This is a genomic window from Clostridium fungisolvens, from assembly GCF_014193895.1.
In the GTDB taxonomy this organism is placed as follows: Bacteria; Bacillota; Clostridia; order Clostridiales; family Clostridiaceae; genus Clostridium_AR; species Clostridium_AR fungisolvens.
In genome coordinates this window covers 20,190-43,425 of the sequence record NZ_BLZR01000003.1, presented here as the reverse complement: position 1 = coordinate 43,425, position 23,236 = coordinate 20,190, and the positions used below count along the sequence as shown (strand labels likewise).

18 protein-coding genes and 1 tRNA gene are annotated in these 23,236 nt (G+C 31.0%); 4 read left to right on the top strand and 15 right to left on the bottom strand.

Features of this window, described 5'->3' with window-relative positions; translation table 11 throughout:
• Window positions 1–629: 629 nt before the first annotated feature.
• On the bottom strand, window positions 630–1,583 hold the full coding sequence (locus bsdtw1_RS23290) for an L-lactate dehydrogenase (protein WP_183280046.1): 954 nt from the start codon (window positions 1,581–1,583) through the stop codon (window positions 630–632).
• A 325-nt stretch (window positions 1,584–1,908) separates the two neighbouring features.
• Here bsdtw1_RS23290 and bsdtw1_RS23285 point away from each other — a divergent pair, with 325 nt between their 5' ends.
• The gene (locus bsdtw1_RS23285) at window positions 1,909–2,586 is read left to right on the top strand and encodes a uracil-DNA glycosylase (RefSeq protein ID WP_183280045.1); all 678 of its coding nucleotides are present in this window, start codon (window positions 1,909–1,911) and stop codon (window positions 2,584–2,586) included.
• A gap of 246 nt (window positions 2,587–2,832) precedes the next feature.
• Here the strand turns inward: bsdtw1_RS23285 and bsdtw1_RS23280 are convergent, their stop codons facing one another.
• From bsdtw1_RS23280 to bsdtw1_RS23230, 11 genes are all read right to left on the bottom strand, one after another.
• Window positions 2,833–3,060: a hypothetical protein gene (locus bsdtw1_RS23280; protein WP_183280044.1), complete on the bottom strand. Its 228-nt coding sequence runs from the start codon at window positions 3,058–3,060 to the stop codon at window positions 2,833–2,835.
• A 179-nt stretch (window positions 3,061–3,239) separates the two neighbouring features.
• Window positions 3,240–3,315 (bottom strand) — tRNA-Phe (locus bsdtw1_RS23275).
• Window positions 3,316–3,505: 190 nt separating this feature from the next.
• Window positions 3,506–6,406, bottom strand: coding sequence for a VWA domain-containing protein (locus bsdtw1_RS23270; protein ID WP_183280043.1), 2,901 nt, complete (start codon window positions 6,404–6,406; stop codon window positions 3,506–3,508).
• 35 nt (window positions 6,407–6,441) lie between these two features.
• Window positions 6,442–8,241 (bottom strand): vWA domain-containing protein, encoded by a 1,800-nt coding sequence (locus tag bsdtw1_RS23265; protein WP_183280042.1) that lies wholly within the window; start codon window positions 8,239–8,241, stop codon window positions 6,442–6,444.
• A complete protein-coding gene (locus bsdtw1_RS23260) occupies window positions 8,238–9,110 on the bottom strand; it encodes a DUF58 domain-containing protein (protein ID WP_183280041.1) in 873 nt (290 codons plus the stop codon). Before bsdtw1_RS23260 ends, bsdtw1_RS23265 begins: the two co-directional genes overlap by 4 nt.
• Before the next feature lie 12 nt (window positions 9,111–9,122).
• Window positions 9,123–10,106, bottom strand: coding sequence for an AAA family ATPase (locus bsdtw1_RS23255; protein ID WP_183280040.1), 984 nt, complete (start codon window positions 10,104–10,106; stop codon window positions 9,123–9,125).
• 122 nt (window positions 10,107–10,228) lie between these two features.
• Window positions 10,229–11,827: a DUF8809 domain-containing protein gene (locus bsdtw1_RS23250; RefSeq protein WP_183280039.1), complete on the bottom strand. Its 1,599-nt coding sequence runs from the start codon at window positions 11,825–11,827 to the stop codon at window positions 10,229–10,231.
• 31 nt (window positions 11,828–11,858) lie between these two features.
• Window positions 11,859–12,785, bottom strand: coding sequence for an ABC transporter permease (locus bsdtw1_RS23245; RefSeq protein ID WP_183280038.1), 927 nt, complete (start codon window positions 12,783–12,785; stop codon window positions 11,859–11,861).
• Window positions 12,786–12,787: 2 nt separating this feature from the next.
• Complete coding sequence (locus bsdtw1_RS23240; protein WP_183280037.1) at window positions 12,788–13,717, bottom strand: ABC transporter ATP-binding protein; 930 nt, start codon at window positions 13,715–13,717, stop codon at window positions 12,788–12,790.
• Window positions 13,717–16,089, bottom strand: coding sequence for a DUF8726 domain-containing protein (locus bsdtw1_RS23235; protein WP_183280036.1), 2,373 nt, complete (start codon window positions 16,087–16,089; stop codon window positions 13,717–13,719). Before bsdtw1_RS23235 ends, bsdtw1_RS23240 begins: the two co-directional genes overlap by 1 nt.
• Before the next feature lie 424 nt (window positions 16,090–16,513).
• Window positions 16,514–17,572: a L,D-transpeptidase gene (locus tag bsdtw1_RS23230; RefSeq protein WP_183280035.1), complete on the bottom strand. Its 1,059-nt coding sequence runs from the start codon at window positions 17,570–17,572 to the stop codon at window positions 16,514–16,516.
• 165 nt (window positions 17,573–17,737) lie between these two features.
• Between bsdtw1_RS23230 and bsdtw1_RS23225 the strand changes: the two genes are divergently transcribed.
• Together bsdtw1_RS23225 and bsdtw1_RS23220 are read left to right on the top strand one after the other, a co-directional pair.
• The gene (locus bsdtw1_RS23225) at window positions 17,738–18,460 is read left to right on the top strand and encodes an NAD-dependent protein deacylase (RefSeq protein WP_183280034.1); all 723 of its coding nucleotides are present in this window, start codon (window positions 17,738–17,740) and stop codon (window positions 18,458–18,460) included.
• Between the two features lie 191 nt (window positions 18,461–18,651).
• The gene (locus bsdtw1_RS23220) at window positions 18,652–19,083 is read left to right on the top strand and encodes a hypothetical protein (protein WP_183280033.1); all 432 of its coding nucleotides are present in this window, start codon (window positions 18,652–18,654) and stop codon (window positions 19,081–19,083) included.
• A 156-nt stretch (window positions 19,084–19,239) separates the two neighbouring features.
• On the opposite strand, the gene bsdtw1_RS23215 is transcribed toward bsdtw1_RS23220, so the two are convergent.
• The 3 genes from bsdtw1_RS23215 to bsdtw1_RS23205 form a co-directional block, all read right to left on the bottom strand.
• Window positions 19,240–19,662 (bottom strand): YjdF family protein, encoded by a 423-nt coding sequence (locus bsdtw1_RS23215; protein ID WP_183280032.1) that lies wholly within the window; start codon window positions 19,660–19,662, stop codon window positions 19,240–19,242.
• Between the two features lie 322 nt (window positions 19,663–19,984).
• Entirely contained in the window at window positions 19,985–20,410 is a 426-nt protein-coding gene (locus tag bsdtw1_RS23210) for a hypothetical protein (protein WP_183280031.1), read from the bottom strand.
• Between the two features lie 235 nt (window positions 20,411–20,645).
• On the bottom strand, window positions 20,646–22,337 hold the full coding sequence (locus tag bsdtw1_RS23205) for a methyl-accepting chemotaxis protein (protein WP_183280030.1): 1,692 nt from the start codon (window positions 22,335–22,337) through the stop codon (window positions 20,646–20,648).
• Between the two features lie 229 nt (window positions 22,338–22,566).
• On the opposite strand from bsdtw1_RS23205, the gene bsdtw1_RS23200 reads away from it, so the two are divergent.
• A complete protein-coding gene (locus bsdtw1_RS23200) occupies window positions 22,567–23,043 on the top strand; it encodes a CBO0543 family protein (protein WP_183280029.1) in 477 nt (158 codons plus the stop codon).
• Window positions 23,044–23,236 lie beyond the last annotated feature (193 nt).

Genomic DNA, 23,236 nt, shown 5'->3' with positions numbered 1-23,236 from the left:
GTTGTTTTTGTCACTCATCAGCGACTTTTACATCTTAACATTTCTGAGATGTTATTGTCAACACTTTTTTAAAACTTTTTTTGTATTCATCAGTTTTAACTTTCGTGTTACTTGCTGTGTGTTTCAGCGACGTGTTTTATAATATCATGCTCATATACCTAATAGCTTTCGTAAATATTAGGTAAACAAACTTTAACCATGATTATATAACTCTTTCTTAATAATCCTCTGATTTTCTTATATTGATACACTTGGTAATGTTTATGTATCAAAAAGCAACTTATTCTTGTTTATTATGCATTACATGAAAGTATTATATTCATTTATTTTAATAAATCAATTAATATTTTAAAAAAACATAATTCATATTATAAGTAATTTCGGTCTTTTAGATATAACAGTATCAAATTAAGTCTAGTTATCAAGCAAAACACCATTAATACTTAAAATGATTGTTGTCATATCTTTAAATCATGGAAATAGAATATGCATATATTATGTCTTAAGTCTCTTCGCATAATTATCTACAAATATAATTGAGATATAATTTGCTAAAGAATAACAAAACCTTATGAAGTCATTAATATGATTAATTACTTCATAAGGTCTTTAAATAACACTAATATATTCTAGTGTCCTAGTCTTGCTATATATCCTCTTAAAGATTCATTAGCTTTTTTAAATTTTAACTTTTCTTGCTCTGTCATATTTATCTGGACTATATCTTTTACGCCTTCAGCATTAATAATAGCTGGTACCCCAGATGCAACATTATATTCACCGTATTCACCATCTAATATTGCTGATACAGGTATTATACTGTGTTCATCAAATAATATTGACTTTATTATTCCTACAGCAGCAGAAGATATACCATAATAAGTACTTCCACCTTTTCTATTAAAAACCGCCCATCCTTCTTGGGAAACTCTATATTCAATTTCATCTAAGTTTAACTTACCATAGGTATCAGGATGGTCTTCCATTATCTTTAGGAATGGTTTACCACCAACATAAACATGTGACCATGGAATCATTTGAGCATCACCATGCTCTCCCATAGCGTACCCTTGTACTGATCTTGGATCTACATCTAAATACTCTGAAATCATGGTCTTTAATCTAGCACTATCTACAGAAGTACCTGTTCCCATAACTTTATTTCTTGGTAGCCCTGATATCTTCCAAACATGATAAGTTATAATATCAACTGGATTAGATACTATTATAAAGAAACCATCAAACCCTGATTTCATTATAGGTTCAACAATACTGTTACATATTTTAGCACTAATTTCTAAAGTATCAATTCTACTTTGCCCTATCTTAGGTGGTGCCCCTGCTGTTATTATTACTACATCTGCATCCCCACATTGATCATATCCACCTTGAAATATCTTAGTTCTCTTAGGAAGATATTCAACTGCATGAGTTAAATCCATAGCTTCACCTAATGCTTTTTCTTCATTTAGGTCTATCATTAGTACCTCTTCACATACACCTTGGTTTACTAAACTAAATGCACAGCTCGAACCTACAAGACCTGTTCCTACAATAGCTACTTTCCTTGGTTTAATTGCCATTTTAAAGCCCCCTTAACAATATTTACATTTCAATATAAATTATATCTTTTTCATAAAATACACTTCAACCATTTTATTTTTTCCAAAGAGACAATATAATATGAGATTGTTACAATCAAATATCTTTTTTTTCATATTCTTTATTAATATTGCACTTAAGTTAATTGTAAGATATTATTTTTATTTATTTTATGAAAATTTGATATAATAATATAAATATACTTATTTAACAAGTTGATATTTCAACCTATTTTTAAATTTGTATTTATTAAAAATCATTAATATATATGTTCGTAGAAATTTTATAAGATGAGGTGATAACTTAATGTCTGTCAATTTTAAAAATGAATGGGATAGTTTATTAAAGGATGAATTTGAAAAAGAATACTACCTTAAATTAAGGAGATTTTTAGTTTCGGAGTATGAGAAGAAAACTATTTTTCCAGATAAATATGATATCTTTAACGCTTTGCATTATACTTCCTATAGTGATGTTAAGGTTGTTATACTTGGTCAAGACCCTTATCATGGACCTAATCAAGCTCATGGATTAAGTTTTTCAGTTAAACCTGGAGTTAAGATTCCTCCATCCCTTTTAAATATGTACAAAGAATTAAAGGATGATCTAGGTTGTTATATACCTAATAATGGATACTTGAAAAAGTGGGCTGATCAAGGAGTTTTGCTTTTGAATACCTCGCTTACTGTAGTAGCTAGTGAAGCAAACTCTCATAAAAGTATAGGTTGGGAGATCTTCACTGACAAAATAATATCTTTATTAAACGAAAGGAAGGATCCGATAGTTTTTATACTTTGGGGAAACAATGCCATATCAAAAGAAAAGCTAATAACAAACGGTTGGCATCATATAATCAAATCAGTACATCCAAGTCCACTATCCGCTTCAAGAGGTTTCTTTGGTAGTAAACCTTTTTCTAAGACAAATAGATTTCTTGAGTCTATAGGTAAAACTCCTATCGATTGGCAGATAGAAAACATATAACTTACATAAAAGACCCTTCAAATTAATTGAAATTAATAGATTTGGCTAATATAAAAATTGCAAACTTTCCTATACAGTAAATAAAAGGACTGAATTATATTAAATAATTCATTCCTTCTTCATTTAAAACTAAGTTTATTCTCATATTATATATTTCTAATATATTATTTATTTTCTTTTCATAACATCCTACGTCTTTATCCTATGGAGTTCATTACTCAACTATTAAGTATAAGCGCCTTATAATTACTTTTTAATAGATGTCTGTTTACCTTCTATTAAAGCTTTTTTTCTCATTCTTAAGTAAAATGAGTAAGTTAAGGAAACCAATATGCCTACAACACCTCCAGCTGCAAATCCTAAAGTTACATAATTTAATAGTGCTCCTACTAATATGCCAACACCTGCACCAATAGCTATCCCTTTTGCAAGCAAATCATTTTCTTTATCAGTTAAACTTAGTTTATCTAACATAACAGCAACTCCTTAATAAATTATAGGTTATAACGAAAAGTTTTATATCTTATTTCTAATTATAATTCCAATTTATTAAGAAATTCTTTCAAAAAGCTTAAAGTAATATTAAGATTTAGTTAAAATAATTTGTTTGTAGAAAACAAAAAAACCTTTAATAACTAAAGTTATTAAAGGTTTGGTGGCTCGAGCAGGAATCGAACCAGCGACACGAGGATTTTCAGTCCTCTGCTCTACCGACTGAGCTATCGAGCCATAACTCACAATTATAAATTATACACATTTACTCATATTTTGTCAATAACATAAAAACTTTGGGAAAAATAAATATGGATTAATTTAATAAATACTGTTCTTATAGCAAACTAGCCACCTTAGAAGTTATTTTCACGGTGGCTAGTCTATTATTTTTATCATGCATAATGCTTCATTTCTTATAAGCAACTTATTTTTTAAATCTTTTATTTTTTAATAATTGTGAAGTATTTAAAGTTTCAGCGTTATTCTCTTTTTCATTGTCGATCTTATTTTCTTTATTGTCTTCAAGCTTTTTATTGATTTTACTAGTTTTTACAGGGCTTAAGTCAATGAATTCATTATTATAAGTTTCATGTTTACTTGATTCGTTAACATTACTTTTACTATTCTTATTAGGTCCTTTATTTAAACTTAAATCTTTTAAATCACTATTTCTATCGCTATCATTAACTACTGAATCCACCGTTCTTAACTTGTTTGATCTCTTAATCTTAAACTTACTTGAAGTTAAAGTTTTAAATAGCTTATCTATAAACAACCTAATCTTAGATAAGTTCAAATTCAATCTTCTTAAAGCAATATCGAACATCAAAATTATTAATGCTAATGCTAACAAAAATGGACTTAAATCTCTTTGTCCTTTTTTCTTTATAATTTCAGTGCTAAAAACTTCTTCAGAGGTTTTTATTATCTTACCACCATTTTCAGTAATAATCTTATCAGTTTTATTGCCCTCTTCTCTTATCTTATATTCTGGAGAATACTGCCTAGCATATCCTGAGTTTACCGAACTTAATGTTTCTCCATTTTTACTTTGCTTTCCACTTATCATATATACACCATCTTCTTTTGTCTGAAAGTTTCCGGTGTATTCCCCTGGTGCTGTAGGATATAGCTTTATTTCTTTGCTTTCACCTTGTGGAGTAACAATAGTTGCAGTGGTATCAACTTCACCTTGATTTTTTTTATCTTTCAAGACAACCTTTGCTCCATTGCCGTTACTGCTTACTTCCATCGATACATCTTCATCATTATAATTTTCTATAGAAAAATTAATTATGTTCTGCCATAACTTTAAGTTTTTTCCCCATCCTATATAGTTTGCACTCCATTTACCTGATATATCTGAATTCCACGCTACAGCTTTTCCAAGTCCATACTGCCAAACTGTCAAAATTGGATCATCCTCATCACTCTCTAATATGATTCTTGCAGTTTCTTTTTGAGATGAACCTACATACCCTAAAAGTGATGGTACCCCTCCATCAGTTACTCCACTTATAATACTGTGTTCAGTACTTATCTTAGGTGTAAACTCTCTATTATTCAGATACATTCTTGCAGCCATAAAGGTTTCTTTCGAAAAAATTCTAGGTATATTGGTGTACTCATCAGTAACATAGGATCTACCTCCGCAAAAGTCTGCAATACCTTTAAGAAGATTCTTATCTGCATCTCTTCCCACTGCTACCGTTGAAACAGTTATATTATCCTTATTTATATCCTTTAATAAATTATCATATCCTGTTCTTTCTGCTTGACCATCAGTTAAAAGAATTATATGTTTTATTTTTGCATCGCTTTCTTTTAAGGACTTATAACCAGCTTCAAGTGCTGGTAGTATACTAGTACCCCCTCCAGCACGTATGCTTCCTATATCATCCTCTATTTTTTTAGGATCATTTATAACTCCTCTTTTTACCGCCCAACTATATTGGTCATCGAAGGTAAGAACTCCAATTTCATCTTTTCCTGTTCTTAAGGAATCAAGACTTCTAATAGCGGCTTCCTTTGCCATATCAACCTTGCTTACTCCAGCCATTCCTTCTGTCATGCTTCCCGACTTATCAATTATAAGCATCATAGCCATTTTAGGAATTTCTTTTTTGCCTCTCATATCCATATATACCGGTAATACCTTTTCAAGAGATGTCTTAGAATATCCCCCTAAAGCAAAAGAGTTATCTCCACCAGTAGCTATGAAACCTCCTCCAAAGTCTTTTACATAACTTTCTAATGAATTCATAAATCCTTCATTAAGATCGTCAGCTGATACATTGCAGGTTATTATACTCTTATACGTTGTCATCTCCTGCAAACTTCTTGGGGCTGACTTTGCATTTACTACAGTGAAATCTAATGAGGATGCTGTAAGCATCTTAGCAAGTTCACTAGCCTCATTTTCTCCACCCTCTATTATAAGAATCTTAGGTTTTGACGTAATCATAGTAAACGCTGATGCTTCGTTATTTTTTAGCTCCGTATCCTTATCTGCTTCTATCGTTACCTTATATCCTTTAAATCCTCCACTAGTGGCCTTATCCCTAAAGACATATTTATTTATGCCTTTAGTTAAATGAACACTTTGTTCTCCAACCTTTTCTCTGCCATTGAATAACGATAATTTTGCATTAGTATCTGTGGTGCTTTGTATAGTAACTGATAAATTAAATTCCTCATCTAATACTAATTTTTCAGGAACAGAAATACTTTGAACAGCTATTTCTTCTGATTTATCTTTTTCTTTTTTATAATACTCAAGTTCTATCCCCTGCTGCTTTATCGATGGCATTATTTTGTTTAAGTCACCTTGATTTTCATCTCCATCTGACAGTAATACAATTCTTTTATTCGAATTATTTGGAAATAGAGCAATTGCTGATGCTAAAGCACTTTCAATATCGGTATAATTTTTATCCACACTACCATCAATTCTTGAAAAAGTTGAGTCATTAGATATAAAGCTTTCTACTTGAGTATTTCCTCCAAAGGAAAGTACTCCAATCTGATCCTTAGAGGATTTTTGTTTTATAGCATCTTTCACAAATGTTTCAAAAGAATCCTTATCAGTATTTACTGAATCAGAGTTATCAATTAGAAATATAGTTGTATTATTATTCAACTCCCAATAAAAGCTAGTACCACATATAGATAACATTATTAATGTAATTACAACACTTCTTAAAATTACAGCCCATTTTCTTTTTGATTTATTTATTCTAACAGCATACTTTGATAAAAACATTATGATTCCTATTAGAATTGGAATAAATAACAGAAGATATGGTCTTATAAAACTAACCCCCATAACTGTCCTCCTCTCCCTTTATATTGATCAAAACCCTACCTTCCGTGAATTCGTACGTAAGCAAACCATTCTATAAGCAACACTAAAAGCGCTAAGGTTAGCAAAATATTAGTCAAATTAATGCCACTTTTAGAAAGCTCGCCTCCATCCTTTTGTGAATTTTTAGAAGCAATATTTTTGGAAGTATCGCTTTCAGAGGTTGGAAAATTCACAGCTATGAGCTTAGTTTGCTCATTCTTATCTATCTTCTGATGAATCTCATATATACCAGGTTTATACGCTTCATCAAAAGGTTTCAGAGGATATTTTGTTCCAAGATCAATGTTGTCATTATATGGAGTCTTCATCCATATCTTATTTGCTTCTGGTTGTGGTATTACTTCTATATTTTCACCAGTATAATACTGAGTTCCCGATACAGTATCTCTATTTAGCATGTAAGACATTAAGTTATTTATAAATATAGGGAATTCTGGAGTTAACGGCATATCACTGTTATGTAGATCAAAGGCTATGGCTCCAACCTTTTGCCCTTTTACTTCCCCGCAAAATGCTGCATTGTTATCTCCAACCTTTATTATAGTTGATCCCCAAGAAGGAACTTCTATATTCTTAACCTTGGAAACAACAAAGCTGCTCTTATCCATATACTTTGTCACTGCATGGGATAACACGTTTCCTTTTCCTCCGTCTCTTTCCGATGAGACATTGAAATAATCATTGTTTTTCTCTGGATTAATAATCAATATGTTTCCCTTTTTAGGTAAGGACTCTGGAAGTTTACCGTCAAAAATATACAAATCATAATCACCATTTACAGCTTCTCCAGGATTAGTTTTAATTAATTCTATATCTTTTATTGTTGAGATAGCCTTTTCAAGAAACACATTCTGGTTAGAAGACATTAGAACCTTTGCTCCATCCTTTTGTTTCACTATAGAATAAATAACATTATCCTCATCTAGTGCATCCTTTTGTGATAACTCACACTTTAAAAATCTATCTTTAGTCTGAACCTTATCAAAATAAATAGTCTTCGTCTCTCCACTTTTTATATCTACATTCTTTATATCTAAAAGTTTCTCTTCGCCATACAGTAAGACTTCAGAATTAGTTTCATTTCCATGATTAGTAACTCGCACCATAACCCTTAAATAATCATTATCTTTACTTTGAGATATATAATCTAAACTTACATTTTCTTTTTGCATTGATAGACTGACTACTTCTCCATTTATCTCTTTTAAATTAACGTCAGAATCAGTATAATATACTACCTTGTAGCTATTATAGCTATTGCATATAGACTTTATAAGTGAGTATGTATCATTTATATCACCTGCACTATTAGTAGGTTTAATATCTTTAATCTTATTTATAACTTCTTTTCTATCAGTAGAGCCACTAAGCTCAACCTTACTGTTCTTTGAAGCAGAAACCAATGTAATTCTACTATCTGAAGACAATCCTTTAACCATATCTGCTGCTTTTTTTTCAGCTTCTTCTAATCTAGTATCTCTCTCACCTACAGCACTCATACTTCCACTATTATCGATAACTATAATTACATTTTCAAAATTCTTATTTCCTATATTAATAAAAGGACTGGTAAGTGCAAAGATAGCTAATAGTAAAGCTAAAAGCTGAAGAAAAAACAATAGATTATTCCTAAACTTCTCAAAAGGTGTAGAAGCTTCTGTTTCAGCTAATACCTGCTGCCATAAAAAGAGACTTGGTATCTCTCTCTCTTCATATTTTTGCTTTAATATATACATTAAAATTAATATAGGTATAAGGAGAAGAAACCATAAAGACATTGGTGAATAAAGCTTCATATGATTCCCTCCTTACTAAATTTCTCAAACACGACCTTTTGTAGATCTTCCTCTGCAGACACCTGGATAAGACTTCCACCATACTTTTTCAACTGCTCTTTCATCCCGCTAGTCAATGATTTTAGTTTCAATTCATATGCCTTCATGAGTTTTGGAGTAATAGTTATATTTATCTCCTCCATTGTCTCACTATCAACAAGTCTTACTTGTCCATCAATCTTAGGATTAAGTTCTTCCTCTGAAAGTATCTGAATAAATATTATTTGCTGCTTATTAAATGCAAAATACTTAACCAAACTCTCAATTGAACCTTTAGTAAAGAAATCAGATATTACGATAGCTACTGCTCTAGGCTTAAGTGGTTTCTTTTTTATAGCTTCCCAAAGATTCGTACTTCCACTAAAATCAACACCTTCTATAAAATTAAGCGCTTGCTGAAAAGATCCTTTACCCATAAAAGAAGTAGATGGTATTAAGCTATTGCCAGATATTTTGTTAATACACACTCTATCTAAATTGTTTATGGCTAAGTATGTAAATACAGCGGAAAGTCTTTGAGCCATTTTCGCCTTGCTCTCTTCTCCAAAATCCATAGACTTACTACAATCAATAAAAATATTTATATATGCTTCTCTTTCTTCCATAAATAGCTTTAAAAAAAGCTTTTCAAATCTTCCATAGGCATTCCAGTCTATTCTTCTGAAATCATCTCCTGGGGTATACTCTCTGAAATCAGAAAACTCTACAGAACTACCTTTTGCTTTAGATCGCCTTCCTCCAGCTGCTCCATTATTTATGGTCATTCTAGCCTTTAGAGATATATTTTCAAGGTTTTTAAAGAAATCACCGTTAAATACCTTATCACTCATCTAAACACGCCCTTATTTTAATTGACTTTCTAATATTTCTGAAATTATATCTTCAGCTGTAATACCATCTGCTACTGCATCAAAATTCATGAAAAAACGATGTCTTAATGCTGGATAAGCAACGTATTTTATATCTTCAAAAGATACATTAAATCGACCTTCCATAATAGCTCTTACCCTAGATGTTGAGATTATTGCTTGCGCGGCTCTTGGGCTAGCGCCATATCTTATATATTTTTTTGATATTTCAGGAGAGTTTTCATAATCTGGATGGGTTGAAAGAATTACTTTTAAAGCATATTCTTCCACAGCCTTAGAAATAGGTACTTCCTTTAAAAGCTTTCTCACTTCAAGTATTTCTTCGCCGTCCATCATCTTGCCTAGCTCTTGAGCCTCATTATTTATAGTAACTCCTATTATACTTTTAAGCTCTTCTAAATTAGGAAAAGGTACATTTAACTTAAATAAAAATCTATCAAGTTGTGCCTCTGGAAGAGGATAGGTTCCTTCATTTTCAATAGGATTTTGAGTTGCTAATACCATAAAAGGTTCGGAAAGAGTATAAGTGGAGCTTCCTACAGTAACTGTATGCTCTTGCATTGCCTCAAGAAGTGCAGATTGAGTTTTTGGAGTTGCTCTATTTATTTCATCTGCCAACACTAAGTTAGAAAAAATAGGACCTTTTTGAAATTGAAAAGCGCTATTCCCCTTACTATCTTTAATTATAATATTTGTACCAACCACATCAGCAGGCATAAGGTCAGGTGTAAATTGTATTCTTGAAAATGGTAAGTCTAAAACCTTTGATAGAGTTTTTACTAGCTGAGTCTTTCCAAGACCAGGTGATCCTTCAAGAAGTACATTTCCACCAGTAAATATAGCTATTAACACTTGTCTAACTATATCTTTTTGTCCTATTATAGCTTTTCCAATTTCATTTTCGACCTTCTCTATCTTTTCTATTATACTTTTTACGCTTTCTTCATTTATACTCATGTTATTCTCCTTATTGTTTTTATCTCTATATATGCCTTGATTTAACTCAATGATTTTATTTAATAATTACTTCAATCAGCGATTATCTTAGAAGTGATTTATTTATTCTTATGAAAAGGTATCTACTGCTGCAATGATGAAAAGTACCCCTTTATTATCTCTGTCATGCCATCAGGAACCTCATAGTTTTCCATATTCTCCATAGCTTCTTTACTATATTCACCTACAACTTGATCATAAGGTTTTAATTCTCCTAGAGTAGCGTTAGATTTATCTGTTATTTCGCTTTCACTATTTCCATTGGTTCCAGCCTTACCACTTAAAGAGGAGGTTTTACCATCTCCTCCAAGTCTACTTGGAGTAAATACTTTTTCATATTCCCTTTCTTTTGAAGTACCTGGAGCCTTATTTCCTACTCCTCCTCCAGAATAAGGATTTACACCATTAGATCCATTAGAAGTTCCATTTCCAGCTCCACTTCCTCCACCACTTGTTCCATTTCCTCCTGATCCGTTTCCCGAACCACTACCACTTCCATCTCCACTACCATTTCCACTACCACTGCCGTTGCCAGAGCCACTTCCTTGACCTTGGGAATTTTGATCTTTAGCTTCAGCTAGCTGCTGATTTTCATCTCCCAAATCTTTCTGAAGCGAAGCTAATGCTTGATTTTTATTTCTTTGAGATGAAGCCTTAGCTAGGGAGTTACTAACTGAACTTACAGCTTTATTTATCGCAGCCTCATCACCAGATGATAGCGAATCTGAAAGTTCACCTAAACTACTTTTAAGATCGCTACTGCTTAAAGACGCTGAGGTGCTTGAGATGCTATTTTTAAGCTCCTCTTTTTGTTTACTATCCATGTTTTTCATATCATTTTTTAACTTATCTAACTCGCTTTGAAGTTTTTTATCATCATTATTCTTTATAGCATCTGCTAGATTTTTTGTAGCATCATTTTTTTTCAAGCCTTCCGCTAGCTTGTTTAAATCCTTATCTAATTCTTTGTTCTTATCTATATCTAGCTTTTTTGCCAGTTTTTCTTTAGCCTTATTTATTTCCTTATCAGTTTTTGCTAGTTTTAAATCCTTTTTTAATTCATCTACCTTTGCTAAGAGCTCCTTCTTCTCTTGTTCCGTAAGCTTCTTATTTTCGCTTACCTCCTTCTTAGCATTTTCTATCTTTTTCACTTCTTCTTTCTTTTCTACATTAAGTGCATGTAGCCTATTTGCTTCATCCTTTAATGTATCTGGTATAAGAAAGGTAAGCGAAAATACCACTATAGTTCCTATAAGTATTCTAAGTATCAATTTTGAAGGCAGTAATCTTATATGTTTAGCATAATCCAAGCTATTAAATTTCACTAATGCATCCTCGGCTTGAACCTTTTTATATATGTTTTCTTCATCCATAAGTTCAAGAGCAGTTGATACCCTTTGATCTAATCCAAAGGAATCAACTATTTCACTAATCTTTTTCAACTTTGGCATAAATATAATGGTAGAAATTAAAGCACCTACCAAACCTATAGAATATATAGAGGGAAGCCATATGAAATACACTCCATATATAGGTATAAGCCTCGAAGCTAATGCTACCGCAATTATCAATATGGTAGAGATAACTAATGTAATAGAAAAATTTCTGAGAAACTTTTCTACATATACTCTTTTTCTTACTTTTTTTAATCTAGCTATTATCTCTCTATATGGGCTATCCAATATGCCACCCCCCTATAATTTTTACTAAAATTTATTTATCCGCCTCTTCACTAATATCATCCTTGTGAAGCTCATCATACTTTTTATCTATAGAAAACTTTCTTCTTGCTGGATTTAGTTTATATGAACACGCTGTAAGCAATAATATTGATAAAACTAAATCTATAACTATATTAATAGCCCACATATTTTGACTATTACTTGATATATAAAATCCCGGAAAGATTGATTGACCACTTACACCAAACTGACTTACTAAAAGCGTAATAAATGAAGCTGCTGGATTTAAATACATGAGCCAAAAGGTTTGATCATACGATTTATTAAGCAGCGTAGGTTGAATAACTAGCTGGACATAGAATACTGTTATTAACAGCGTTCCTATGAACAAGAATACAATCAAAGCATAAGACAATACATTAGCAGCAGTGCTTTTCCTTATAAATGTTGAAAAGAAAAGTCCAATGCTTCCTAAGGTTATTGCAAGTACGATATAAAATAAGAAGGTCTGTAGCAATTCACTTATACCAATTCCTCCAAATAAAAATATTATTGAAAATATCGGTACCGAGCTTAATATCAGAAGAATTATATGACTTAGTGATGCAAATAGCTTCCCTAAGATTATAGATCTATGCTTTAAGGTAGTAGATAAAAGTATATCTAAAGTTTGTTTTTCTCTCTCCCCAGATATTGCTCCTGCGGTTAAAGCCGGAGCAATTAAACTGATAAGACCAAATTGAGCTGCAGACATGAAACCATAAGTTGTAAATACTTGATCTGCAGTCATTGTACCGCGGTTCATAATGGTTTTAAGAAAAAGTATGGTAAGTAAAGTTAATACTAGATTGTAAACCCCTATTAATATAGGCGCCCTCCAACCTCTCATCTTAACTCTTAATTCTTTAAGTAATACTGGATTTATTCTAAAACTGCTTTTATTAATATTCATCTTCATCACTATTCCTCCAAAGTAGCAGTTACTTTCATAAAGATATCCTCAAGATTTCCATCAAGCTGATTAAAAGATACAACAGGAATATTATTATTTATAAGCCTTACTAGCAGCTCATTCATGTACCTGTCATCACCTTTAAAAGAAGCTTCTACTATATTATCACCAACAGCATTTATATTATCTAAATCCGGGTATTCTTTTAGTATCCTTAAAGTCTCTTCTGCCTTATCTAAAACCTTAATCTTTATGGTTTGAGTGTGGTATATCTTTTTCATTATTTCCTCTACAGTACCATTTACAACCACTTGACCTCTCTCAACGATACCAATAGAAGTACAAAGCTCTGCTAGCTCTGGCAGTATATGAGAACTTACTAATATTGTTTTTCCCATTCCTTTTAATGTTCTAAGTATTTCCTTCATCTCAATTCTTGCTCTAGGGTCCATGCCTGAAGCTGGCTCATCTAGTACTAAAAGCTCTGGATTGTGAACTAAACTTCTAGCCAAACAAAGCCTTTGTTTCATACCTCTTGATAAGTTATCTACATAAAAATCTTTCTTGTCTACTAGGTCTACCAGTTCCAATAAATCCATACAGATTTTCTTGCTCTCAGCACCTGTTATATTATATATTGATGCATAGAATTCCAAATACTCTGTAACCTTAAGATCATCATATACTCCAAAAAAGTCAGGCATATATCCTATTTTACTTTTTAAGAGTCTTGTATCCTTCAATGCATTAATCCCATCTACCGTAACTTTACCAGAAGTAGCATCTAATAAACCACATATTATTCTCATTGTAGTTGTCTTTCCAGCACCATTTGGGCCTACAAATCCAAATATCTCTCCTTTGGGAATTTCAAGATTTAGACCTCTTACAGCTTGAAACTTTCCGTATGTTTTATAAAGATCTTTTATCTCTAACATTATTTCACCTTCCCTTTTACAGATATCTCAGGTATTTGAGCTGGTGCACCATTATTATTCACACTCAATTTAATCTTTAATTCATTATCATTATTCAAATATTTTTTCACATCATCGCCACTAAAACTATTAGAAGTCAAAGATACATACTTATTTTGCTTATAGTCATACACTTCTAAAGCTGCATTAGAACTTCCTATATTACTGCTAGTTGAACTCGAGTCTAATTTTAGGTCTGTTACAGTGATATTTTTATCTATATCATATACTATCTCAGGATTTCCAGCACCATAGAAAGCTTCTCCATATGGATCATAATTTGTAGTGGACATTTCAACTACTCTATGATTTACAAATCCCATTGGGTACTGAATTGTATCACCATTCTTGAAATTTAGTTGTAATGGCATTCTTATTATGGTTCTATCCTTAACTACTGAATCTTTACCATTTACCACCAATGGTTTTGAAATACTATCTTTTGTTATCGCTATGATAGAAATATCTTTAACTCTTGTTGCTTGCATTGATTCAGAATATGACATTCTAAATAAGCTGGCATTATATCTATCCTCATCACTAACATTAGGGCTACCCATTTTATAAATTTTATTCTCATAGGTTAGTTGATTTATATCACCATTATAATCCCCTGTTTTTTTATCTAGCTTTACGCTATCGCCCTTCTTGACAGCTCCAAGAATATAGTAAGACTTAGGAGTTATTAAATAGCAATATTCAAAATCATAAGAAGTAGAATTCTTAATATCCCCTTTTATCTCATCTCCGTCTATAGATACATCAGCATCTATCTTTCCAATGCTTATATTAGTAGATGGTATCTTCACGGTTCTAGTAGCAAGAACACTTTTATTTTTAAATTCGAGAGTTCCTTTATCTTCTCTTATTAAAGTATCAAGTTCATTTTTCTTTGCATTATCTGGATTTCCATTATAATTAGGATTATCTACAGACTCTAGCTTTTGACCTTCTTTACTTGATACCTCAACAGTCATTTTCTTTGGTGTAAATATCCCTACGTATGTGTTTTTAGTAGCTGTTCCTTTTGAATCCATATTTATTATATTAGCGTTATTTGCCACTATATCGCTTAATCTTGTCCCACTCCCTAAAAAGTAGACTATAACTCCGAACACTATAGCAATGCATGGAACTGTTATCCACATGAATTCACGTTTATCTAACTTTTTAAGTATAAAATAACTTATTGGAGCTACTAAAACAATGTAGATTATTAGTACTAAAAGATACATGTTTATATCTGCTTTTTTAGTCATTAAATTGTTTACTAGTTCGCTTACAGAGAAATATGTGTTCATATAACTATTATCAAATTTAGCATTATTAATAAAACTTGGATTTATCATACTAAAAATCTTTTCTCCGAAAGAACTGTTATTTGCCCAGCCAACAAAAGGTTTAAGTCCAAAATCAAAACCTGCTATAGCAACATTTCCAGAACCTATATTAATTGTCTGAAGAAGTTTCGAATTTCCTTCTTGTATATTTGTGTTACTTCCATCCAGCTGTATATTTAAATTTTCTACTGAAACTGGATTGTTATTATCTCCATTGGTAGCTATGCTATATATCTTAGACGTATTTACCTTTGTGATCTCTCCAGGCTGTCCCTTTATAAAATCATCCTTAAATAAACTTAGAGTCTTGTTATAATTAGTACCAGTACCAATCACCAAGGTTCCACCGAGTTTTACCCAACTCTTTAGATTTTCATAAGCTTCTTTAGATAATTTAGAACTATCAAAATTATTGATTACTATTATGTCAAAAGATTGAAGCACCTGAAGATAATCCGGAAATTTATTTTCATCTAGCTTTATCAATTCTGTTGATAAAGTAACACCCTTTGGTGCTGGAATTTTATTAAGATATGTTAAACTGTCAAAATCATCACTTAAAATTCCTACAAACTTTACAGTTTGATTTGTAGAGTTTCCAACCTTAATTTCTTCACTATACACTTCATCATTACCATCTTTTATTGACACCTCATATTTCAAAAAGGCTTGCTTTACAGGAACATTGATGGTAACAATTTTCTCAGCTCCTTTTTGAAGACTAATATTTTTTAAATAGCTATCATATTTATTTTCTGAGGTAGGAACCTTAACTTCAACAGTTCCTTGTATATCCTTATAATCATTTTTTATGGATATATTTATAGGTGTATAGTAACCTATTTTGTATTTGTCATTAAACCCCACAGTGGTTTTTACTGTTATACCTTTCTTAGTATCGGCTTTAACAGTCTCACCTTTTACTAGAACTAAAGGGATAATTAATGCAATTGCAAGAATAAAAATTAACACTCTATTGACTACTTTTCTCATAGTTCCCCTACTTTCTTATAATATATAAGCATTATTGCAATATAAGTTAAAATTTACCACCATTATATCATAGTATTGTATCAGTTTTTATTACAACTTGCTTACAAATTTCTGAAAATTCATATTTTATTTCATAAAAAATAAAAAACTCACTTAAGCGATCTTCTTCAGTGAGTTTTTTACGAATCTGCCTTTCCGAATGTATATGAGGGAAATCTGGCAGGCGAATATATTTTCTTTTTTACTGCACTACCTAAAAAGCTATAATAAATAACTGAAATTACTGAGCTTAGGTAGCAATAATTTTTTTATTTTTCTTTACAGTAAAAAAGTCTATTACTAGCTTTTTAAAATGCTGCAATAGACTTTTTAAAATGTTTATTAGATTATATGGTCATGTTACTTATAACTTTATAAGCTCACCTTAATTAACATAAACTGTAGTACCACCTGGTATATTATTAAATATCCATTTAGAGTTTTCTAGACTTAATCTTACACATCCATGAGATACAGGTTTACCTAAAGTATAATCAGTGATATTTTTATTTTTGTCCATAGGCCAAGAGTGGAAAAGGTAATTACCAAAAAACTGAACCCAGTTTTTTGCTCCTTCATTTATGCTTGCATTATAGAACCAGTCACCTCTTGCTGAAACCTTATATATCCCCTTTGGAGTCTCGCTTCCTACTGCACCAGTAGAACAATCTAGTTCTTTTATAAGCTTCCAATCACCCTTACTGCCTACAAATACATTTGTTTTCTGGTTTTGAAGATCCACCCAAACTAAAAATTTAGATCTACTTGAATAGTTCTTCACAACATTTTCCTTATCAGGGTTAGGTGTATATCCATTAAGGTATGCAGCAATAGCAGGACTAACAGATTTTTTGGCCTTTTCCTCTGCTGCCTTTCTATCTGCTTCTAACTGCTTCTGTTCTTCTTCAGCCTTTACTTTTGCGTCTTCAATAAGCTTTTTACTGCTATCTAAAAAATCTTTAGATAAATATTCTTTATTTTCATCTAAGAACTTTAGTCCATCATCATATTTAGAATCAGTTATATCTTGATTTAAATCATCTGAGATAGAATCTTCTACCGCACTCTTGAGCTCTAACAGCTTATCTTTAAGTACCTTATCTCCAATTTGTTTTTCTAAACTTGCTATTGCAGGTAAAACATGATTATAATCTTTTTTTGCAAACTGTTCTTCTATATTCTTAAATTCGTTTCTTTGATTCTCTAGTGTTTCTAAACTCTTAATTTCACTATCATCTGCTTTATACGAACCTGTCTTTTCTAAGTCATTAATTTTAGTACTAAGCAATTTGTAATCAATACGTTCATTTAAATAATCAGCTTTTAAAGCACTAAACGCTTCCTTTGATTTTTGAGCTTGTACATTTTTGCTGTAATAAAAAAGCGATCCTGTTATTATGCATGTAGCTAAAGCAGCCGTTGTTAAAACTTTCTTCAAACGCAAGGCCTATTCCCCCTGAAATAAATTTTATCTTTCTATGATAAACCCTTTCAATCTAAGAAAGGTAACTTTTTTAAACATTATGTAACCTATACACTACAGTTAATAATAACAGATATATTAATACTACTTCAATACTTGTGATATAATTTTAATGAGGTGATTTTTATGAATTCAGATAAATTAAAAGAAATCATAGATAATTCTAATAACATTGTCTTCTTTGGTGGTGCTGGTATGAGTACTGAGTCCGGTATACCTGATTTCAGAAGTTCTAATGGACTTTTCAACGAAAAGTTAAATATGACTTTCACACCTGAACAACTAGTATCCCATACATTTTTTATAAGATATCCTGAGGACTTTTACAGTTTCTATAAAGATAAATTAATATATCCTAACGCAAAGCCTAATGCTGGACACTTGGCCTTAGCAAAACTAGAAGAGATGGGCAAACTTAAGGCAATTGTCACTCAAAATATAGATGGACTTCATCAAGCTGCTGGTTCTAAAAATGTTTTTGAGCTCCATGGATCAGTTCTAAGAAATTATTGTACTAAATGTCATGCTTTTTATGATGAAAAGTTTATTTTAGAATCTAAGGGTATACCAACCTGTACTAAGTGTGGAGGAACAGTTAAACCTGATGTAGTTTTATACGAAGAAGGATTAGATGAGGATATTATTAATGGAGCCGTTAAAGCTATTGCAGCAGCAGATACTTTAATAATAGGGGGAACTTCTCTTGTTGTTTATCCTGCTGCTGGACTTATAAACTACTTTAGGGGTAAAAATCTAGTGTTGATAAATAAGAGTACTACTTCTGCCGATAGCAAAGCTAATTTAGTTATTCATGATTCAATTGGCAAAGTCTTGAGTTCAGTTGTATAATCTTCAATTATGAAATATTAAGTTATGCATGTTTTAAATCATTCCTATTTTTAGCATGTATAACTTAAGTTAGAAACCTGCAGAAATTTAATTAACATTTTGTAACTGTATATAGTATTATATATTTCCCACATTTTTTAGGAAAAATATTAATATAATCTAATGATATTTCTTTTGTGGGAGTGGAATCTTTGAAACTGATAATAATCTTCTTATTAATTTTAGTTATTGCCTGCATGTATTTATATTTCGATAGAAAACTTAGTTTTTCTAGGCAACAGTATTTACTGCTATCTAATCAACATAAGGCATTAAGAGAAAAATATAATTCCTTAAACTCAAGTCTTACTAATATTTCAATAAGATACTTAAATACCACAACCTCTAATGGCGTTACTCTTGAAGGAGTTTTTTTAATGCTTTCGCCCTTAGAAAAAGGTCCTATTATAAACAAGATAACTCAAAAGCTTCAAGTTAGAATTCTTGAAGAAGCTGAAGTAAGTAATCAGATATGGTATTTTGTATCTCTACCATTAAATACTGATTTCAACTCTAAGGGTTGGCTTAGAAAATCAGATTTTTCACTACTTTTCAGCAGTTCACAAGATGTGATGAATAGATAATATATAATTGTAGACAGATTTATCTAAATAATAAAAAAAGAAAAACACCTACTTAATTGTAGATGTTTTTCTTTTCCCGTTATGCAACTGCATGGGTAATAAAGTGCTTTAATATAATAGCACATATTAAAACTTTTGAAAAGTATTATGGAAAATTTAATGTCCTTTATGCTTATCAAGCTTTTTTCTCTGCCTTATACTAAACTTTCTTTCCTCTTCCTGCAGCTTTTGTTCTTTAGTTTTATTTTTATGTTCCAGCTTCAATTGGTCATGCTGTAGCTTCATTGCAATTTGAGCTTTTGTGCCAATTTCCTTAGCATCAGTCTCTTTTCTTATATTTCTTTGAAGTCTCTTAGGATTTTGTTTCTTTATGGTAAGATCTTTCTTCTCTAGTTTTACTGAACCACCAAAATCTAATCTGTAGAAATTCATTAGTATAAATTCATGAACTTCTTGGTCCTTTGGTTCAGCTCCAAAGGTAACCTTACACACCTTAAGCTCATAATCCTCCATAACTTCAAAAATACCAACCCAAAATGGGTCGCTAAAAAGAACTGTTAATTTAATTATAGATTCCATAATTAAATCCTCCTGTAATTTATTATTAAAGAGAACGGACAACCCCAGGAGGGCAGGTTACTGCTACGCATAAATACCTAATAGCCAATATACGCAGGCTCTGACTACCAACAGAAACTGTGTTTTTATCTCTCAATTATTATTATATATAATGTGCATTTTCAATCTTCTACTTCATCAGATAGTTTTGATTTGTATTCACTTATATTGAGCCTATCTTTATTTAACATCTTAATTAAACTGTGAGTATTAAACTCAACTATCATGGAGTATTTACTTTCAAAGAAGAAGAGACAGTATCCTCACACCATCTCTTCAAATTCTAATCCTCTAAATTTTTTAAGACTAACGCATCTTCATTTATATTATCAAGTCCACCAGGTATTCTTCCAGTGTTAAGCTCCTTAGTGGTTCCACCCATACTTTTTATTAAATTTCTTGCATCCTCTTCGTTTTTGCCGTCTGCTTCAACTACTACCTTACAATTTATATTTGCTATTTCTTCGAACCCTCCCATACCACTTGCCATTGGACTAGCTGCAGCTATAGGAGAGTTGCTGTTATCTTCACCTAAAACTGCTGATGATAAAGTTGGTAATTCATCTGATCCTACCATTCCTCTCTGTGAATACGCATCGTTATTATGCTCATTTATATCTACAAAAGCTCCTCTAAATCCATCTTCTCTAAGCTTTTCAACAGTTTCCTTTGCTGTTTTTATACTATCAAAATACGCTTCTATTTTCATTTAACCACTTCCTTCTAAAAATATTCAAATTAGTACATCTTTAGTATCAGTTTTATTATGTCAAAGTGGTGAAAATTTATCCTTTTATTGTTTTGATATTTTTAAGTTTATGATAATGTAATGAATCTATTTTCTATATTTTCTCCAATCAAATAAATAATAAAAAAGCAGCCTTGATATTTAACATCACGGCTGCTTATAAAACTTGATTCAATGATTACTTCCTGTTATGTATTTATTCCTGTAATCTAAACTTACTCACGTATAGCATCATTTCTTCTGTAGCATTGTCTAAGATAGAAGCAGACTTTGCTACCTCATCTGTTGCACTATAAACTTCCTCTGATGAAGCCGTCATTTCTTCTGATGCAGCATTTATCTCTTGTGCTAATGAAGAGGTGCTACCAACCTTCTCCGTTATATTATCTTTTTCTTCATTTAGATGCAAAGCAGCTTTAGTCACTTGTTCAATTTCTGGTATTATCATTTCTACACTTGAAATAATCTTTTTAAATGAGTCTAAAGATGTTTCAACTACAGTTGATTGCTCATTTAGTTTATCATTCATAGAATTTGTTATATTTAATATTTCCGAAGTATCATGTCCTATATCTGAAGTAAGTTTACTTATATTTTCAGTAGAAATCTTACTTTCCTCCGCCAGTTTTCTTATCTCTGCAGCAACAACAGAAAATCCTTTTCCATTCTCTCCAGCTCTTGCAGCTTCAATTGCAGCATTAAGCGCTAGAAGATTAGTTTGTTCTGAAATATTGTTTATGTAATTAGTAATATCATTTATCTTTCCAATTTTAACCCCCAAAGTGTTCATTCTCTCAGTAAAGCTTTGGAATGAAACAGCTAAATCATTTACCGATTCAATTAATGTTTCTAACTGAACATCACTTTCGTTAGCCATATGATTAATATCTCTCGAATTATTATCTATGGTCTTTATAGCATTTACTATATTTTCAATACGACCTCCAAATTCACCAAGTACTATATTTATATCAGTTAAAGCTATTGACTGATATTCATTTGATCTTGAAACTTCTTCAATAGATGCTGCTACACTTTTAGAGGATGTTGCCATCTCCTCTGATACTGCAGATAAATTCCCTGCTTGATTGTTTATATTACCAGCAGTGTTTTTTACACTTTTTATCATATGAGATATATTTAATATGGTCTTTTTTAATGCAGAATTCATAAGTCCAAATTCTGTCTTACTATTCCCCTCTATATCTAAGCTAAAATTACCTTCTGAAACTTGTTGCAAATTTGTTATGATTTCTTTTGATGATTTATTAATAACTAATATTACTATGTATGCAATTACGGTGAATATAGCCAATGATATTGCAAATATAGTTATCATTAACTTTTCGCTTAAAACTGCTGCTTTTGTACTTGTTTCCTTGTTTGCTTGTGCAATACTTTCATCATAACTTAGTAATTTATCTAAATTAGTTTCCAATTTACTTTCTTGTTCTGTAATTTGACTTGTATATTGATTTGAATTACCAGTTGCTTTACTATCCCACATCTTGGAGAAAAAGCTGTAAGCAGACTTAAAATTATTTAGATAAACCGTTTCTTGATCATCTAATTTAGTATTTTCATAATCATTTAAATATTTATCAATATTTTGTCTAAAGGTTTTAATACTACTTAAAAATTCACTTCCACTTGTCTTATTCGCCATAGCTTCAATATCTGTAGCCTTTACTTGGTAAAAATTACTCTTTATTTCTCCAATATCGGACACTGGAATTAAGTACTCTGAGTACATAACCCCCAATTGGGTATCTAGGTTCTTCATATTAAAATAACCAAAGCCACCTACGACTATTGTGGATATAACTGCTGAAATTGTTAGAGATATAATTAAGTTTTTCAATTTAAAATTCTTTAATTTTGCTAACATATAAGCCTCCTAGTTACCACTAATTTTTATAGTTTTATTTCTATCAACATTCCTTTTTAATTATGAACACTATAGTTTGTATATTAATACATAAGTACTGAATTTTTATCAAAACTTTGTGTGAAGCTTATGTGATTTTGAATAAAACTTTAATCATACTTAATAAAAATGAGAATAACATAATTAATGTTTGTAAATATTAAACAATATGGTATCGGAGGATTTGTTAATGGATAAAAACTATATATTTATACTCATTGGGTGGCTTGTAACAATTGGTTTATTGTTGAAATTTATTCCCAAAAATAAAATTCGAGAAGCTCATGTTGCCTTTTTCTTTAAACAGTTACTTACATGGATATTAGGCTTATTAGTGGTACAATTGGGGCTTATAGAATATCCGGTTAGACTTTTTCCATCTGCTAATAAAACAAGTTTTACCTTCGAGTATTTCATATATCCTTCTATATGTGCCATATTTAATGTTAACTATCCAGAAAAGAAAAATACTTTTAATCAATTCCTTTATTATTTCTATTTTTGCACCACAATAACAATTCTAGAGATATTTGTAGAAAAACATACTAGTATCATAAAATATATACATTGGGATTGGTACATAACATGGATTACACTTTTTCTCACCTTTTATTTAACTAGAAAATACTATACATGGTTTTTTAAATTAAACCAAAAGGATAAATAAATAATTAGCTAAAAATCGAGTCCACTGATCTTTAAATCTTAAACGTCTTATCATTATATTTTCAAGGTGTGCACCTCTTTAAATATCCATAATAATACTATCTTTTGATATAGTATTTGTTATTGTTAGTAAAGGTAATAATGAATTTCTATAGATTAAGAAAATATCATTTTAAATATATTTTTATTCAAAG